Genomic DNA, 16,437 nt, shown 5'->3' on the forward strand with positions numbered 1-16,437 from the left:
GAGATTATCAGTCTAAATTGTCTAGTTTGTCCAGGTTATAATTTGAGAGAATTTTCTGATTCAGGCTTTGGAGTTGTTCTTTTTCAAACGTCGCAATCCGATTTCCTGAAAAACGAAATACGATATGTTCGTCTCGATTCTCCTTTAGAATTTCCTTAAGATCGGAAAGAGAACGAACCGCTTTGTCGTTCACCGATTCCAAAATCTGATCCTGAAAATCGTGAAAGCCCTGATTGGAAGAATCCGGAAACACTCTGCTGATGAATACGAGTCGATTTTTTTCGGGATGAATCTTCTTGTTGAACGATTCGTAGAGATACAGAAGTTTTTTATCCGAATTCTCGCGGTATTTATCGCCCGATTCCTTCAAATACGCGCCTGTAAGTTCCGTGAAAAAAAGTCCGCCGCTGATCAGATAAGCCGGCGGTTTGGTTCCGGACTTGGAAGGGATAAAGAAAAATTCTTCGGTATAACTTTTTAAGGAGTAGGTGATCTCGCGTCGTTTTCCGGCGCGAAACACTCCGAGAGTCACCGAGGTTCCGGGAAGCGCAATATGATGATTTTTGAATAGGATTCTGGAAAGAATTTCCTGTTTATCCGGTTGATGCGAAAATCCCTGACCGTTGATGCTATAGATCGCGTCGCCCGGAAATAAGTTGTGAACCGGACCGACTCCTGGTAAAACCTCGGAAACGACCACCCCGTACGAAGAATCCGGAAAATAAAATTTTCTTTCGGGAACCGTAAGCGCGTCGTCAAAGGAGAATCCGGGATGTGAAATCGGATTGCTCGAAGCTCCGTTTACGAACGCGGAAAGATATTCGGAAGGAACGTTCCAACGTCCGTCCGAATAACCGCAAATTATGTTTTTTGAATATAAGAATTTTCTTTCTCCGCCTTCTTCCCTGGATTGTCTGCTCATCCTAAGGATCGAGTTGGAAAAGTCGGGATGACTCCATTCCAATTTCGGAAAAAAGCCGGAACAAGAGGAATGATGGGTTCCTCCCAGATGAACCTTTCGTTTCGAAGAGAATTTTCCCTTATGAGAAAAAAGAGCGAGGCCGGTTTCGGGATCGTGTTTGAAAATATACAAACGTGTTCCAGGTCTTGTATCCGGATTCATTTCGGAAAAAAGAGGAAGTTCGCCCGGAGGCAAAAGCGCGAGTAAAAAGTCGGGATCGACGACAACGGCCGGAACCTTTCTTTCATAATATGAACCCTTTTGCCAAGGATTCTGATGCGAGAATTTTCTAAAATGTACGAGGATCGTTTCCGCTTCGAGAGACGCGGGCGCGATAAAACCCGAAATCAAAACCGCGACCGCGGAGATTTGGAAAAAAGAAAATGCGCGTTTCAACCAAGTGGAAATCATTCGTCCGCCTCCGCGTCGAAGCGTTTTTTAATGCGAACATTGATTTTGTCGATCGTATCCTGATCGATTACGATCGGAAGATTGAACCCTCTGAATTTCAAAGTGATCGTTCCTCCGTAGAATTTTTTCCAAAGCGATTTGAAATCGTCCAGATTGGAAGGGGTTCTATCGTTGATGGATTCCAAAATCTTATAACGATAACCCGCGTATTTCGAGTTCAACGGATCGGGATAAATTCCCGAAAGGATGATGTCCCTTTCCGTAAAACGATACAACTCGTCTTGGATGTAATAACTGTAATGATAACGAAGAGAACTTTCGAGACGTTTGGAATCTCCGCCTGCAAGCGCTCGGTTGACGGGTTGAAACAAAAAACCGCCCGATAAAAAACTCGCGTTGGTTCCTTGTTGTCTGTAAAGATCCATCGTCGGAACGCGTTTGAGAGTTCCTTCGACTTTGTAGTTTTTGCCGTTTCGATAAAAGAAAATCTTAACCTGATCTCCGATGAACTTGTTTTCGATCATCTCGCCGATAAAACCGCCGCCGCCACTCGCGTCCATGATCCCGCCTTCGTCGTTGAGATAGGATTCGTCGATCTTATAAACGAAGTCTTCCGGTTTTAAAAGATCCGAAAAGGAAGAATCGGGATAAACCGTATTGATCAGAATTCCGTTCAAACCTTCCGGAATTTTAAGATACGATTTTAAGGAGGAAGAATAACCGTTTTGAAAACTAAAACCCGGAAACGGAAACCCGTGATACGTTTCGTCTTCCACGTCCTTTAGAAAATGATTGATGATCTCCGGAGGAATCAAATACGCGATGTTCCCTTGGGATTGACTGACTTGAAACGTGATTCCGGCGACTTTTCCGTTTTGAATCGCGGGACCGCCCGAATAACCGGGAACGATGTTCGCGTTTACCCGGATCGCCTTTCTATAATCCAAACCGGTAAAGGAATAACGGATTCTTTCCAGTCTGGAAACATTACCGTTTTCTAATGTGATATTGTCGTCCCCGCCGGGATAACCGAGAATCAAAAGATTGCTTCCGAGCGCGGGAGAAGAATCTCCGATCTCCAGAGGTTCGACGCCGTTGAAAAATTCTTCCTCTTCCACTTTTAAGATCGCGAGATCGCAGTCGAATCCGAGGTATTGAACGCTCGCCTTATAAAACTTGCTGGAGTTAAAATGTTTCACCTTCAGATAACCCGAGTTGGAAACCACGTGCGCGTTGGTAAGAATCCGATTTCCCGCGATGACCATACCCGTACCTGCGTCGCGATTGATGGACTTATCGGAATAACCGGTCGAATCCTCTTTTTCGGAGAACGTGTCGCTTCGGATGATGACGACGCTGTCGAGCAAAGCCTTCAGATCCGCGGAATTCCCGTTCTGCGCCGAAAGGGCGGAGCCGAAAAAAACGCTTAATAAAATTAGAATATTCTGAAACGATTTATTCATTGTAGATTTCCGCTTCCTGTTCCCAGAGGATTTTATCCGCCTCGATGGAATGGATTTTGAGTTTTCCTAAATACTTTGCGCCTTCCTGAATCTGATCGCTGTCCTTGTCGTCCAAGCGGATCTTTCCCAAAAAGTCGGAGCGAATCCGTATAAAAGAATAAGGCGAAGAGGGAACACAACTCGCTTGAAAGGAATAATAAACCGCCTTTTCCCAATAAAAGTCCGAATCCTTTTTCAAAAAGATCAACGGACAATTCGAATCGAAAAAAATTTCCTTTCCGCTTTTCAAATCCCGTTTGGCCGGATGTTTGGCGATGCTTAAAAAATAACGAAGACCGAAGTTGTCCTTGTATTCTTTGGGAGGTTGGGGGCGGATCGGGTCCTTGTCCTTCTTACCCTGTTTTTTAAAATCCAAGGAAGAATCTTCCCTATACCATTCTCCATAAGAAGGTTTTACTTCTAAGAATACTTTCTTGCCGATCTCCAAAACTTCTCCGAACGAAATTCGAACGGAAGAATTTTTCCAAAACTCCGTTCCCGTTCCTAGATAAATAAATCCAGGCCATTTTTGATCCTTACAATGATAAGAAAGATAAACCACCTTTTCGAAACGACCGGTTTCTTCGAAGCCGCAGGACTTGGGAGGCTCAAAGGAAGAATATCGGGAACGAAACGAACGCGCCAAGGACGACGAAGGATGTTTTTGAAATTCCTTTAAGAAAGAATGAAAGTGTTCCGAAAACGAATCCGAAGATTCGTTTTCGGCGCGGAGGTTTCCGATTGAAAAAAACGAAAGAGCGAGAACGAACGCGCAGACAAACCGAATCGTCCGCGGGACATCGGGAAAAAATCGGGACAAAGTACAGTCTTTCCTGAGTTCTCTTCTCATTGTTTAGAATATCGGCCCTTCGCCCCCCCGATGTTGAATGCTTCCTTAGAAAGAAACGCTTGGAAATCTTTTCCGAATCCGGTTCGGGGAAGAATTCTCGTTTTCATTTTTATAAAGTCTTATGTCCCAAATTTACGATGTTTTTTAAAAAAAAGTACATCGGAATTCTCAGGCTAAAAATAATGGTTAAATTCTGAGAATGACTCATTTCGAATCGATAGGGTAGGTTTGCTTGTCCAGCTGGAATTTTATAAAAACTGAATTGAACGATAAGGATTTTTTAATCGATTGCCGCTCGGCTTCCGGTTATCAGGAATCTACTCTGAAAGGAGCGTATAGTTTTCCTTTTATCAAAAAGGCTTTCGCTTCGGATCCGGAATCTCAAAAGAAGATGACCGGTCCGTTGGAAGAAATTTTAAAGCTCGTACAAAAAGACGGCTCGACTCGGGTGATCGCCTTCGACGAAGGAATGGGAATGTTCGCTTCGAGAATGGTATATCTTTTGAGAGCGGCCGGTTTTCAAAACGCGTTCTTATACGGAAACCGTTGGCCCGTGGAAGGAACCGCTCAAGAAAAAGGTTCCAAGGAAATGGAAATCGGACCCGGAGATAAACCGAAAAAACTCGAAGGCGTAGTGGACAAGGCCTTTCTCGAGAAAAATTTAACCCGACTTCAGATTTTCGATACGAGAACCCAGGAAGAATACGAAGGAAAACTTCCGAGACTCACCGCGCCCGAACCGGGATCGTTATGCGGTCGTTTGCCCGGAGCTTTTCTTTGGGACTGGAGAATTCTATACGACGGTCAAGGCAACCTGATCGAAAAAACCCAATTCAATAAAAAGTTGAGATCCTTTCCGTTTATGCCGGAAAGAACCACCGTGATCTACGATTACAACGGAGCGAGATCCTCTCTTTTGGCTTTGATGTTAAAAGAAGTGGGATATCTGGACGTTCATACATACCAAGGTTCTTGGTTTGAATGGAGAAGATCCAGTCTTCCCAAACAAGCGGTTTCGGTTTACGGACAAGCCGGAGCGGGCGGCGCGGCTCCGAGAGTCGGCGGCGTGGATCGTAAATAAATTCTTTTTCGTTTTCAAAAGAAGACGAACCCAAATCAAAAGATCGAAAACTGAACAAACGTTCCAAGGAACGTTTGACTTTCGGAAACTTTCTCTTTCTTCAATAAGAACTCGCTTTTTCGGAGGAACCTTGTAATTCGGTATCTATTCGTTTTATAAGGAGAACTGAATGTTCTTACGATGGGTTGTATTGATTTTCTTTTCCTTGGGAATTCTCGTTTGTTCCGGACCATTTTCCAATTACACAAAAATCTCACTTCCCGTTGAAAAAGAATTCTCCTTCGGGAAAGGATATCGAACGATTCAAAAAGAAAACGTTCTGGAAATCCGTTCCTCTTCGGGAAGTTTTCTCGAACTTTCCCTCACAAAACCGTTTTTATCCGCGGCCAAAGGCCAACAAAACGTAAAATCCAAATTCGCGACCTTCCACATAAAGGATCAGATCTCCGCTTTCTGCGATTCTCAGAGTATCGAAAAGATTCTTCCGTCCGCGATCGATCTGAAGATCGCCGGAAGATTGGAAGGAAAGGATTGTTCTTCCGCTTACGAGGTCGTATTTCGTCCGTTAGACGAAACCTCTCTGGAATTTAAGATCAAGATCGAGAATTCTTCCCTGAATCGGACTTACTTGAGAATCGCTTCGGACGAAACCGAAAATATTTTCGGACTCGGGGAACAGTTCAGTCATTTGAATCTCAAGGGCAAAACACCGTTTTTGTTAAGCGAAGAGCAGGGAATCGGAAGAGGGGATCAACCGATCACCGCGGGCGCGAACCTTACGGCGGGCGCGGGTGGAAACGAATATTCCACATACGCTCCGATTCCGTTTTTTCTGACTTCCAAAAACAGATCCGTGTATTTTGAAAATTCGTCTTATTCTAAGTTTGATTTTTCCGAGCCCGATTCGATTACGATCGAGTTTCGTGAGAACGGTCTTGCGGGAAGAATTTGGAAGGATTCTTCCCCGGTGCGTCTCGTTCAAAAATTCACCGAAGCGACGGGAAGAGTTCCCGAACTTCCGGATTGGGCGTACGGAACCTGGCTCGGAGTTCAAGGCGGAAAGGAAACCGTTCTCAAACACATCGAATCCGCAAAGAAGGAAGGCAATCCGATCACGGCGCTTTGGATTCAGGATTGGGTGGGAAGAAGAAAGACGAGCTTCGGTTCTCAACTTTGGTGGAGATGGATCGCGGACGAAACTTCCTATCCCGATTTCAAAAAATTCTGCGCCGATCTGAACGCACAAGGAATTCATGTATTAGGATATTTGAATCCTTTTTTGGCTACGGAAGGACCTCTTTATACGGAAGCGGTTCAGAAAGGTTATCTCGTAAAGGACCCAAACGGAAAGGATTATGAAATTCAAACCGCGGGATTTCCGGCGGTACTTTTGGATCTTACGAATCCGGAAGCCGTAAAGTGGATTCAAAACGTAATCCAGAAAAATATGATCGGAGTTGGACTTTCCGGTTGGATGGCCGATTTCGGAGAATGGCTTCCTCTCGACGCAAAACTGCATTCCGGAATTTCCGCCGAGGTTTACCATAACGTGTATCCCGCGGAATGGGCGAGGATCAACCGCGAGGCGATCCGCAAAGCGGGCAAGGAAGGAAAGATCGTATTCTTTACAAGATCTGGTTTCAGCGGATCCATGAAACATTCGACTCTCTTTTGGGAAGGGGATCAGATGGTGAGTTGGGGGGAACACGACGGAATCGTCTCCGCGGTCACGGGACTTTTATCGGGCGGACTCAGCGGAATCTCTCTCAATCACAGCGATATCGGCGGATACACAACGATCAACAATCCGATTCGAAACTATCATCGTTCCAAAGAACTTTTTTTGCGTTGGGGGGAATTGAACGTATTCAGTCCGGTTTTTAGAACACACGAAGGAAACCGTCCCGAAAAAAATCATCAACCGTATACGGACGAAGAAACCGTAAAAGAATTCGCGAGATACGCGAAGATGCACTTCGCATTGAAAGATTATCTCAAATCCCTCGTAACGGAAGCTTCGAAAACGGGACTTCCGGTCGTTCGTCCTTTGTATCTGCACTATGCAAACGACGATCGAACTCATTCTATCCAAAGGGAGTTTTTACTCGGAGAGGACCTTTTGGTTCTTCCCGTTTTGGAAAGGGGAGAATCCTCCGTTTCCGGTTATCTTCCCGAGGGAGAATGGGAACATCTCTGGACCGGAAAAACTTTTCTCGGTAAAAGCGAAGTCGACGTAGAAGCGCCGTTAGGCGCGCCCGCGATTTTCTTAAAGAAGAACGGGGCTTGGTATGGAAAGTTGAAGGCGGCTCTTCTTCCGTTCAAACGATAAGAGATCGTGGTGATCGAGAACGGCAAATGGATCGTTCGTCGAAAACATTGAGTCTAAGAATAGAATGAAACCTTCCACCGGCGATATCCCCGAATACCCGATCGTTTTCTTTGACGGAGTATGCAATCTTTGTAATGCGGCCGTTTTATTCTTCATCGATGCGAACGCCCGCAAAAATCTGAAGTTTGCGAGTCTTCAATCGGAAGCTGCGGCGCGGATTCTCGGGAAAAAAACGGAACTTGGAGAATCGCCGAACTCGGTTTTGTTTTTGGAGAACGGAATTCTCCACCAAAAGTCGAACGCGGTTTTGAAAATCTGCGCTCATCTTTCGTTTCCCTGGAGAATTCTTCCTTTCTTTCGTTGGATTCCGGGCGGGATTCGAGATTTCGTCTATGATTGGATCGCAAGAAATCGTTATCGATGGTTCGGACGTTTGGACGCTTGTCGTATGCCCGATCCGAGCTTAAAATCCAGGTTTTTGGAAGAATAATAACAGAACGTACGACCCGCTCTTGTTGCGGTGCAAAATTTTTTTCCCGAGAATGTGGGAACTCATACGCGATCGATGCTCGGTCCGTGTCCTCATCGGAAAATGTAGGAACTACTACATTTCCAAATAAGAATCCATTCTCAGTAATCATGGCCTCGGACCACCGAAAACGTAAAAAATCGCCTAAAAGAATAAAATATCGAAAATTCAGATAAAAATAAACAAAAACCATTCTAAACTATTCAATATCTTCCATTTTCACTTTGGAAATTCCGACGAAAAATCCTTGAATGGAATCCCGAAACGAGAAGACTGACTTCAGAAGTTGTTTTCCGTTGCCGACGTTCAATTTAGGTCTCGGGATTCCGAGGTTTTTGTTGGCGACATATTTTGGAATAAACGAAATGAAAAGAAAAACTGGCTACATTCTGGCGGGATTGCTTGTTCTCGTTCTATTTTTCAGCATTAAATCCTTTGCCAACACCAATCTCGAAGAAATCAAACTCGATAACCAATATCTTCAGACTTACAGAGGTCTGGAAGGAATTTGGATCGTTCCGAACCGCGTTAAGGAATCCGTAGGCGATCTCGTTCATAACTTCGGAACCACGGAACACGAGATCAAACGGGTCAACGGGATCCCGGACAACGAAAGAATTCCCGTAAACGAACCCGTATTCTTCCCTTACAACGATAACTTTACGAGAAGCCTTCTTCTCGAAGACAAAGGACGCGAAATTCTCCGCACCGATCAAAGAGAATTCATTTGGCCGATCAGCTTTAAACATTCTTTCGTGACTTCCCGTTTGGGAAGAAGATGGAACGCGATGCATTCCGGCGTGGACATCGCTTGTCCGACCGGTTCGATCGTGATCGCGGCGGCGGACGGAATCGTTTTAGAATCTAAAAAAGACGGCGGCTACGGAAACAAGGTCCTTCTTTCTCATCCGGGAATCAACGGAATCAATACTCTTTACGCTCACAATTCTCTTCTTTACGTAAAAGAAGGGGACAAGGTGAAGAAAGGGCAGATTATCGCGCTTTCCGGTAACACGGGACATACGACCGGTCCTCATTTGCACTTCGAAGTTCGTTATCAGAATGTCGTATTAAATCCGGAACACTATCTTCCGGTTTTTCAATCTTCTTCCGAGGCTCGTGTGGCGATCGCCCGGGAGACAATCGAACAGTAAGTGTCGATTACGCGGGATTTTTGGAATCCGCCTATCTATGAAATTCTTTCCCGGAAGGAACCCGGGAAAGCAGCATTCGATTTTGATAATACTCTTGTAAGAAACGATTTCGGCGAAGCCGTGATGGAACTTTTTCTTTCCGAAGGAGTTCCCGCTTACAAAGGCGATCTTTCCGAATTTTTTCCAAGGGAGAATGTCGAGGAAATCTTAGAGATCCGTTTTCGAGATTCTTCCCGGTTTCGTTCTTTGGTTCTTTCCGAATACGAATCGATCCAATCCAAGTCCGGACTTGAGGCTTCGTATCGCTGGAGCTCTTGGATTTTTTCGGGACATTCTCCGGAAGAATTGAAAAAAATCTCCAAACAGGTTTGGAACGATCACGCTTCCGATCCGGGTTCTCATTCCGTAAAAATTTACAAACCGATGAAGGAACTCGTGGATCATCTTCTTTCCGGAGGTTGGGACGTTTGGATCGTAACCGCTTCTCCTCAGGAGATCATCGCGTCCGTTTCTCCTTTGTTCGGAATTCCGGAAGAACGCGTTTTGGGTATGAATCTTCTTTTGGAAAACGGAATTCATTCTTCGAAGATCGTCGAACCGTTCACCTACGGAACGGGAAAGGTGGAAAGGCTCAAGGCCGCGACGGGTGCGTTTGCGGATCTTGCGTTTGGGGATTCGATCAACGATTTTCCTTTGCTCGAATCGGCTAAAGGAGCGGGAATCTTTTTGGATCGAGGCAAGGGAGTCGTTCCTCCGAAGTCGACCAAGATTCAATCCATCGGAGAATGGGCCGTTTTGGATCGCATTTCCGTTTAAAAAAACATTCAATTTTCAGAATATTCTAAAAAATGAAATCTTACGAAAAAGGAACGCTCGTATTAGTCTCGGTTTCCCTGGGAAATCCCGGAGATATGACCTTCCGGGCTAAGGAACTTTTGGAACGTTCCGATTTGGTCATCGGGGAAGAATCCAGAACGACTTCCACTCTTCTTAAATCTTTTTCCATCGTAAAAGAATTTCTACTTTGTAACGAACATACTACCTCCGAAGAAATCGTAAGTCTCGGTGAAACCGTGATGAATTCGAATCTTACGGTTTTGATTTCCGACGCGGGAACTCCCGGTATCGAAGATCCGGGCCGAGAACTCGTTCAGGAAGTTTTGAGAAGGGGCGGTCGCGTTCAAAGCGCTCCCGGAGCGATCGCGTTCGGAGCGGCTTTGAGTATTTCCGGTTTTAAGATTTCTCCGTTTACGTTTTGCGGTTTTTTTTCCCGAGAATCCGCGGATCGTAAAAAGGAATTGGAACGTTATCTGAAACCGGGTCATACGATCGTGTTTTACGAAACGCCTTATCGGTATAAGGCGGTGCTTCACGATCTCGACGCGGTTCTCAAGGAAACCGCAGACGAACGCCAGATTTTTCTTTGTCTGGATTTGACTCTGGAATCCGAGTTCCAATTTCGCGGAAAACTAGGGGAACTTTTGAAAATCGCGGACAACCTTCCGAAAGGAAATCCGGTGATCGTGGTTTCTCAGAGAAGGGGAAAATCGCAGTTGAAATCTCATTCTAAGGAAGAGAAAAAATCGACGAGGTTTTTCTCGAAGGATCGTAAAAAACCGAATTCAAAATCGTTCGGAAAGGGCGATTCAAAAAATTCTTCGAAAGGTTTTCCGGGAGAAAAATAAAAGACCGATTCGAATATTATAAATCCAGCATGTCGATCGTCTTTAGGAATTTCGATCGATCGTTAAAGATGGATTCGGAGAGCGGAAACGGGGAAATGTCCGAAATCCTTTGACAAGGATCCGAAGGTTTTGATGAGAACGCGGTTATATTTTGAGTTTGTATTGCCGGTAAGAAGCCTACTTGTTTGGAACCGGTTTTTGTATTGGAGAAGTTTGAGATTAAGATTTTTACTTTTTTATCTTTCAAAACGTTGATTCTAAAACTTCCGTCTGAGCCTACATTCGCATAACTCGTCCCGTAGTAATCGAGCCCGATCGATTGAACTGAAAAGTTCTGACTATTCTTCGCATCCACTTTTCCTTCGAGGCAAGTGAATTCCGGTTTCGGTTTGTCGAAATTCCACCAGCCGGAAGATTGAATCTTGGAATAGATCTGAATAGGAAATCTTTCGATCGATGTTTCGAAATTTTCTCTGGCTCCATTCGTCTTACGAGTCGTATCGGTAGAAACTAAGTTCCAGGTTCCTTTGGAAAAGCGATAGACGTTGGAATCCGTCGGGTCCGCTAAGGATTGGACCTCCACGGTAAGAGATTTTTTGGGTTCGATTCGGTTTCCTCCTTCGTCATAAAAGGCGAGATAAAACATGCCCGTGGATTCTAAAAGAAGATTTGGCCCTATCTGCGTGGGGATTCCCGCAAAGAGAAAATCCGCATGGTTGTTCAAGATTGTGATCCTTGCTTCCACTTTTTGAGAATTGGAAAAGGCGCCCGCGGGGATTTTGAGTCTTAAATCTCCCGCGTCTAAAATCGTTTCTTGATAAGAAAAAAAGGATTCGATAAACGGCTTTAAAATCGAAAAACCTAACGAACTTACGTTCGAAGAAGATTTGGATATTTCCCAACGATCTTCTTGATTTGCTATGATTCGATTTCTCTCTTCCTGACTCAATGAAGGATTGCTCGGATCTTCTTGTGCCTTAATTCCCGCGACGACGAACAACGGAATGAAGAATAGAGATGAGACGTACGTTGAAAATCGATTCATAAGAAGGCTATCGATTTTTTATTCAACTAACTTTAGGCTCGTGCTCTTTAAAATTTCCGCAAATATTCGGGCATTTCCGGAAGCGAGGTTTCCGTCCAGTTCCAAGCGCCGACCAAAGAAACGATCGGAGCGGGTTCCCCGTTTAAGATCCGGACCAAAGCGTCCTTTAGATCGTCCGAAGACGTTAGACGAAACGGAATTCCCGGAAAACGATCCAGAAAGGATTTTTCTTCCTGTTTGGCGACGTATTCTAAAAAGAAATCCGGAAAACTTAGACCCGATTCTTTTTGAAGTTTCAAAAGGTTTTGTAGATCCTTGTCCTGGGATTTTTTTCCCATTCTTTGGAGAATGATCGTAATCCCGCGAACGCTCTGACTAAAAAAAGAACCGGCTCGAATGATCTTTCTTTGCTTCGGTTTTTCCAAAGCCCATTCTTCCATTTTCTTTTTTACAAAAGCGAGAGAACCGTAGAACGGTTGTAGATGAGGTCTGTAATAATACGCGGAATAGCCCACGGTCAACGTCGGTTTTAGTTTTTCTTCGACCGCGATCATCGGATCCACACAGAACTTCAAGGCGTCTTTGACGTCCTGTTCCGGAGTTTCCGAAACGGGATAGCCGAGGTTTCCTCTCGCGGGCGTATAAACAAAAAGATCGAATTTGAATATTCCATTTTTTGCAAGTTCTTCGTAAAGACGAGAAAGCGAACGATTCGGATCGTCCAAGTTGATTTCGGTGATCGTTAGATCCACATCCTGTAAGGGAGAATCCTTACTCGTAGTCGCCACGATCTTCCAAGTTTCGTTTTTGGATTTCGCGTATTCCCGGATGGCGTGAACGGCGCTCTGTCCAGCGACCCCGCTCGTTCCGATGATCAATGCGTAATGATTCTCCATAGGTTTCTCCCGTCGGGAGGAAACCATCTCTTAAGTGCCGTTCTTTGTCTTTCTATTTTACGGAGAATTTTGAAAAAACGGAAGAATCCAAAACGATCCCGTCTAGGAATTTTTGAAAGTCGGAAGGAGGAGGGCAAAAAATTCTTTCCTCTTTTTCATCCTGCGTCCGAAAGGAAATCTCTAACGCGTGTAAGAGGGAACGTTTCGCATGGGGTGTTCTTTTGTTTTCGATCGAAGCTCCGTAGACGAGGTCCCCCAAAATCGGATGACCTTTTTCGCTCAGATGAAATCGGATCTGATGTCTTCTTCCCGTATGAAGTTTGGCGAGAAGAACGGAATATCCGTCCCGTTTTTCGTTTTTGAGAGTGATGAATTCGGTGATTGCCTTGTCTCCGCCCGAAAAAACCTTTCTGACTTTTTTATTTCCGTCCTTGATATAACAGGTTTCCGTAAAGTGTTTTTCCTCGACGATGCCGGAACATACGCAGAGATAAATTTTTTCGGAGGCCTTGATAATCGCGTCGGCTTCCTTGTTCTTATCCGGATCCTTGCAGAAAAAAACGAGACCGCTCGTATCCAGATCCAAACGGTTTACGGTTCTTAAGTATTCGAGGGAAAGTTGCGCTTGAAGACGATCGGTGAAATTCTCCCGTTTGGAATCCTTGGTCGCGTGTACGGGAATTCCGGGAGGTTTTTCCGCGATCAGATAAGAATCGGTTTCGTAGAATATTCTAATATTCGAATGTTTTTCAGGCATTCTTCTGTCTTAAATCCAATAGGGAACTTCTGAAGTTTTTTTCGTCCTGAAGAATGGAGAAAAAAAGTTTGTCCGTGGATTCCACGATATGAACCGCCTTACCTACGAGTTCTTTTCCTTCCGAGGTCAGAAAAAGACAGTTCGCTCTGGAATCTTCGGGGTCGGGTTGTCTTGTCAGGAGTTTTTTGGCTTCGAGACTTCTCAAAACCTTGGAGGTCATCATCACGTCCGTTTTGGCGTGTTCGGCGAGGCGAACCTGAGTCGCCTTTTGTGATGCCTCTTCGAACCAAGCCAGACTCGCCAACAACACAAATTGAACGTGTGTTAGGTCCAAGGCCAATAGATTCTCCCGAATTCTCTTTTGCCATAGATTGGTGATCTGCCAAAAGAGAAATCCTGTGCTTTCTTCCGCCTTGGATTCTGTGAATATGGATTTCGGTTTCATTGCCTTTTTCTCGGGCTAGGTTTCATTCTATTTTTTTAATCCCCGATTGTAAAGTTGGAATGTATGCTTCCTTTCCGATTTTCAAGACGGATTTCTGTATCTTTGGCATGGATTTTTAATACGAAGGGTTAAAATTTGCGGGCGGAATTCGGTTTATTCTTTTTTCTGAAAAAAGAATTTTGGAAATGGGTTATATTATAAAGAGACAATTATGAAAAAAGATATTTCCATTTTGTTTTCAGTTCTCTGGTTATTATCCTCTTGCGCCTCGGCCGATAAATTCAGTCTGGATACCTCGAATCCTTTGGCGCTTTTGGTTCAAATCGCGTGGAGCGTAAATTCCGTTCCTTCCACCTCGAATACGATTCATTTCGTGGCAGTGGGAGAAAAATGCTCCTCCTGGACGAGCAAGGACGGGAAGACTTGGACTTACAGCAATTCTAAATTCTCCGGTTGTACCGACGGCTCCGTCAATTCGATCGCTTTCGGAAACGGAACCTGGGTGGCCGTCGGCGCGTTGAACGCGAACGGCGGTTGTGGAATCTGGTCGAGCAAGGACGCGGACACTTGGACCGCCGCTTCTTGTGCGCCCAATCCTTCTCCGCCGAACGGAACTTCCGCGCTTCACAACTTGAATACGATCGTTTATGCCGGTACGAATTTTATCGCGGGAGGTCCGCATAACTATTCCACAACGGGCGTGGGTTTTTTCGGTCAGATTTCAAGCAACGGATCGACTTGGCAGTATCTTTCTCTTACAGACGGTTCCACCTATATCGGTTCGGATTATCTTTATTCTTCTTCGTATAACAGCGTTTCGTCGGAGATTTATTTTAGCGGAATCCACAACGTGAATCCGGAAGTCGTAAAACTTACGGTTCCTTCTTTGACTCAAACCTCGGTTTCGGTCAACATGCCTTCTTCGAGTTACGGAGTTCTCGCACTTAAGTCCGGTAAGATTCTTTTGTATGGAGACGACAACTATACGAACCCGACCGTAGGTATGGTGAAGATCGGAACTCCGATCACATCTCTGGGAAGTACGGCGTCCGCCAACACAGGCGTGGGAAGTCATATCAATGTCGCCGTGGAAGGAAAGGATAAGATCGTCATTCTCGGGAATCAATGTAAGATGGATTACTACAGTCTGACCGCTCAGGTTTGGCACGTAGGAGCCGCTCCCGATATGGTCGGATGTTCTCGTCTGGACTGGATGTCCCTTTCCTACAATTCCACGTTAGATCTTTTTGTAGCGGGAGCGAAGGTGGCCGGAACCGTTCCGACCGCGTTTGCTTATTCCACAACCGGTCTTCCCTCCGATTGGACCTTAGTCACTCAAACCGATGCGGGATCGCCCGGTCCAGGTATATTAGGAATCGCTACACAATAAAAATCTGATTTTATATCTCTTTTCCGAAGTCGGTTTATTCCGTTTCATATGACGTTGGTTCCCGACGTTTCGATTTGGATGTCTGCCCGATCGTTCCGTTTGTTATAGGATATAGAGACCGAAACGGATTGTTTTGTAAAAGGAATCCGCAAAACGATACCTGTGGTAACGTTCCGTTTTCGGTTGAACGGGAGCGTCCAGTGAGCGTCAGATATTCTTCCTTTTTATTCTTTATGGGATTTTTAACCCAATGCGCCCAAGCGGATAAGTTCAGTTTGGACGCTTCCAATCCTATGGCGCTTTTAGGACAGATCAGTTGGAGCGTAAGTCATACTCCCGTAAACTCGGGCGCCGGAGTGACCGGAACGCAGTTTGTCGCGGTGGGGGAGGGTTGTTCTTCATGGATTTCTGAAGACGGAATTTCCTGGAAATACAGTTCCACTCGATTTCCGGGATGTAATACGGGAGGTTCCGTAAGAGGAGTCGTATACGGAAAAGGAACCTGGATCGCGGTGGGAACCTTGGACGCTCCGAACACCTGCGGGATTTGGTCGAGCCAAGACGACGCGCTGAGTTGGAGTTTGCATGCTTGTGATCCCGGTCTTGTGAATTCCGTTCCGACCGTAAAGGCTTTGTACGGGATCGCATTCGGAGCGAATCAGTTTTGGGCCATAGGAGGACACAACGCCGCCGGAACCGGATCCGATTATTTCGGACAACGTTCTTCGGACGGAATTCACTGGCAGTATTTCGGAGTGACGGACGGTTCCACCTATATATTAGCGGATTATTATAATACGGTTTCGTATAACGCGGCGGACTCCAAGGTTTATTTCAGCGGGGTTCACAGCGTAAATTATGAATTTGCGACGCTTGAGCTTCCTTCTTTTACGGATACGCCCGTCAATCTTTCGATGAGCAGCTCGAACAATCAAGTGATGGCCTTGAAGTCGGGACAGGTCATGGTATACGGAGACAACGATTACTTGAATCCCACTTCGTCGAACGTTAAGATTTTTTCCTCCGCTACTTTGGATTCTTCCGCGGTAAGCGCTTCCCAGACCGCCATTCAAGTTCACGCGAGCATCGCCGTCGAGGGTAAGGATAGAATTTTATTGTTCGGGAATTCCTGTTCTATGGATTATTATCAATTCGGTTTAAACGTCTGGCACCCTTCGAGCGGTAGCGTCGTAAGCGGTTGTTCGTCCAAAAATCTATTGGGTGCGGCTTACAACTCGGCGCTCGATCGTTACGTTGTAACGGGAACTTCCAACTTCTTCGCGTATTCCACAAGCGGTTTACCGTCCGCTTGGACCGCGGTCGTTCCGAGCCTCGGAGGAGAATCCGCTCGAAACGCAAACGCGGTCGCTTCCAAACAATGACGGAAGCTTGCGATTAAAAA

At 45.4% G+C, this 16,437-nt stretch carries 16 protein-coding genes; 9 read left to right on the forward strand and 7 right to left on the reverse strand.

The annotated features are described in order from the left end of the window. Window positions 1-7: 7 nt before the first annotated feature. Genes LEP1GSC052_RS03045 through LEP1GSC052_RS03055 form a run of 3 tightly spaced genes read right to left on the reverse strand, consistent with a single transcriptional unit; the run spans window position 8 to window position 3,724 of the window. A complete protein-coding gene (locus LEP1GSC052_RS03045) occupies window positions 8-1,372 on the reverse strand; it encodes a PDZ domain-containing protein (RefSeq protein ID WP_010574367.1) in 1,365 nt (454 codons plus the stop codon). Beyond that, window positions 1,369-2,835, reverse strand: coding sequence for a S1C family serine protease (locus LEP1GSC052_RS03050; protein WP_010574368.1), 1,467 nt, complete (start codon window positions 2,833-2,835; stop codon window positions 1,369-1,371). Before LEP1GSC052_RS03050 ends, LEP1GSC052_RS03045 begins: the two co-directional genes overlap by 4 nt. After that, window positions 2,828-3,724 (reverse strand): LIC11113 family protein, encoded by an 897-nt coding sequence (locus LEP1GSC052_RS03055; RefSeq protein ID WP_040912798.1) that lies wholly within the window; start codon window positions 3,722-3,724, stop codon window positions 2,828-2,830. The genes LEP1GSC052_RS03050 and LEP1GSC052_RS03055 overlap by 8 nt, the downstream gene beginning before the upstream one ends. On the opposite strand from LEP1GSC052_RS03055, the gene LEP1GSC052_RS21620 reads away from it, so the two are divergent. The 7 genes from LEP1GSC052_RS21620 to rsmI all read left to right on the forward strand — a co-directional run bounded on the left by LEP1GSC052_RS21620 (window position 3,674) and on the right by rsmI (window position 10,502). After that, a complete protein-coding gene (locus LEP1GSC052_RS21620; protein WP_244265292.1) occupies window positions 3,674-3,901 on the forward strand; it encodes a hypothetical protein in 228 nt (75 codons plus the stop codon). The two genes, LEP1GSC052_RS03055 and LEP1GSC052_RS21620, sit on opposite strands and share 51 nt — an antisense overlap. 55 nt (window positions 3,902-3,956) lie before the next feature. Continuing rightward, the gene (locus tag LEP1GSC052_RS03060) at window positions 3,957-4,805 is read left to right on the forward strand and encodes a sulfurtransferase (protein ID WP_020986547.1); all 849 of its coding nucleotides are present in this window, start codon (window positions 3,957-3,959) and stop codon (window positions 4,803-4,805) included. Between the two features lie 169 nt (window positions 4,806-4,974). Continuing rightward, window positions 4,975-7,134: an alpha-glucosidase gene (locus LEP1GSC052_RS03065; RefSeq protein ID WP_020986344.1), complete on the forward strand. Its 2,160-nt coding sequence runs from the start codon at window positions 4,975-4,977 to the stop codon at window positions 7,132-7,134. Between the two features lie 64 nt (window positions 7,135-7,198). Next, on the forward strand, window positions 7,199-7,624 hold the full coding sequence (locus LEP1GSC052_RS03070; RefSeq protein WP_010572092.1) for a thiol-disulfide oxidoreductase DCC family protein: 426 nt from the start codon (window positions 7,199-7,201) through the stop codon (window positions 7,622-7,624). A gap of 404 nt (window positions 7,625-8,028) precedes the next feature. Beyond that, entirely contained in the window at window positions 8,029-8,817 is a 789-nt protein-coding gene (locus LEP1GSC052_RS03075) for a M23 family metallopeptidase (protein WP_020985657.1), read from the forward strand. Continuing rightward, window positions 8,818-9,633: an HAD family hydrolase gene (locus LEP1GSC052_RS03080; RefSeq protein ID WP_010572094.1), complete on the forward strand. Its 816-nt coding sequence runs from the start codon at window positions 8,818-8,820 to the stop codon at window positions 9,631-9,633. It begins immediately after the preceding gene. A 32-nt stretch (window positions 9,634-9,665) separates the two neighbouring features. After that, window positions 9,666-10,502, forward strand: coding sequence for a 16S rRNA (cytidine(1402)-2'-O)-methyltransferase (gene rsmI / locus LEP1GSC052_RS03085; RefSeq protein WP_010572095.1), 837 nt, complete (start codon window positions 9,666-9,668; stop codon window positions 10,500-10,502). A 16-nt stretch (window positions 10,503-10,518) separates the two neighbouring features. Here rsmI and LEP1GSC052_RS03090 read toward each other — a convergent pair whose 3' ends face one another. From LEP1GSC052_RS03090 to LEP1GSC052_RS03105, 4 genes are read right to left on the reverse strand one after another with little or no spacing between them, the layout of a single operon-like run. Then, window positions 10,519-11,547: a hypothetical protein gene (locus LEP1GSC052_RS03090; RefSeq protein ID WP_020985651.1), complete on the reverse strand. Its 1,029-nt coding sequence runs from the start codon at window positions 11,545-11,547 to the stop codon at window positions 10,519-10,521. A gap of 47 nt (window positions 11,548-11,594) precedes the next feature. Next, window positions 11,595-12,443: a hypothetical protein gene (locus tag LEP1GSC052_RS03095; RefSeq protein WP_010574373.1), complete on the reverse strand. Its 849-nt coding sequence runs from the start codon at window positions 12,441-12,443 to the stop codon at window positions 11,595-11,597. 52 nt (window positions 12,444-12,495) lie between these two features. After that, entirely contained in the window at window positions 12,496-13,200 is a 705-nt protein-coding gene (locus LEP1GSC052_RS03100; protein ID WP_020985681.1) for an RluA family pseudouridine synthase, read from the reverse strand. Next, window positions 13,193-13,645 (reverse strand): MarR family winged helix-turn-helix transcriptional regulator, encoded by a 453-nt coding sequence (locus LEP1GSC052_RS03105; RefSeq protein WP_010574375.1) that lies wholly within the window; start codon window positions 13,643-13,645, stop codon window positions 13,193-13,195. The genes LEP1GSC052_RS03100 and LEP1GSC052_RS03105 overlap by 8 nt, the downstream gene beginning before the upstream one ends. 211 nt (window positions 13,646-13,856) lie before the next feature. Between LEP1GSC052_RS03105 and LEP1GSC052_RS03110 the strand changes: the two genes are divergently transcribed. Both LEP1GSC052_RS03110 and LEP1GSC052_RS03115 read left to right on the forward strand, forming a co-directional pair. Beyond that, window positions 13,857-15,035, forward strand: a complete 1,179-nt coding sequence (locus LEP1GSC052_RS03110) for a hypothetical protein (RefSeq protein ID WP_020986150.1) — start codon at window positions 13,857-13,859, stop codon at window positions 15,033-15,035. Window positions 15,036-15,235: 200 nt separating this feature from the next. After that, entirely contained in the window at window positions 15,236-16,417 is a 1,182-nt protein-coding gene (locus LEP1GSC052_RS03115; RefSeq protein WP_020986243.1) for a hypothetical protein, read from the forward strand. Window positions 16,418-16,437 lie beyond the last annotated feature (20 nt).

Origin of the sequence: Leptospira kmetyi serovar Malaysia str. Bejo-Iso9, from assembly GCF_000243735.2 — a bacterium.
Classification (GTDB): domain Bacteria; phylum Spirochaetota; class Leptospiria; order Leptospirales; family Leptospiraceae; genus Leptospira; species Leptospira kmetyi.

Bases quoted from the DNA above. Each gene is read 5' to 3' on its own strand.
- LEP1GSC052_RS03045 (WP_010574367.1), bottom strand. From the start codon at position 1,372: ATGATTTCCACTTGGTTGAAACGCGCATTTTCTTTTTTCCAAATCTCC.
- LEP1GSC052_RS03050 (WP_010574368.1), bottom strand. From the start codon at position 2,835: ATGAATAAATCGTTTCAGAATATTCTAATTTTATTAAGCGTTTTTTTC.
- LEP1GSC052_RS03055 (WP_040912798.1), bottom strand. From the start codon at position 3,724: ATGAGAAGAGAACTCAGGAAAGACTGTACTTTGTCCCGATTTTTTCCC.
- LEP1GSC052_RS03065 (WP_020986344.1), top strand. From the start codon at position 4,975: ATGTTCTTACGATGGGTTGTATTGATTTTCTTTTCCTTGGGAATTCTC.
- LEP1GSC052_RS03070 (WP_010572092.1), top strand. From the start codon at position 7,199: ATGAAACCTTCCACCGGCGATATCCCCGAATACCCGATCGTTTTCTTT.
- LEP1GSC052_RS03075 (WP_020985657.1), top strand. From the start codon at position 8,029: ATGAAAAGAAAAACTGGCTACATTCTGGCGGGATTGCTTGTTCTCGTT.
- rsmI (WP_010572095.1), top strand. From the start codon at position 9,666: ATGAAATCTTACGAAAAAGGAACGCTCGTATTAGTCTCGGTTTCCCTG.
- LEP1GSC052_RS03090 (WP_020985651.1), bottom strand. From the start codon at position 11,547: ATGAATCGATTTTCAACGTACGTCTCATCTCTATTCTTCATTCCGTTG.
- LEP1GSC052_RS03095 (WP_010574373.1), bottom strand. From the start codon at position 12,443: ATGGAGAATCATTACGCATTGATCATCGGAACGAGCGGGGTCGCTGGA.
- LEP1GSC052_RS03100 (WP_020985681.1), bottom strand. From the start codon at position 13,200: ATGCCTGAAAAACATTCGAATATTAGAATATTCTACGAAACCGATTCT.
- LEP1GSC052_RS03105 (WP_010574375.1), bottom strand. From the start codon at position 13,645: ATGAAACCGAAATCCATATTCACAGAATCCAAGGCGGAAGAAAGCACA.
- LEP1GSC052_RS03110 (WP_020986150.1), top strand. From the start codon at position 13,857: ATGAAAAAAGATATTTCCATTTTGTTTTCAGTTCTCTGGTTATTATCC.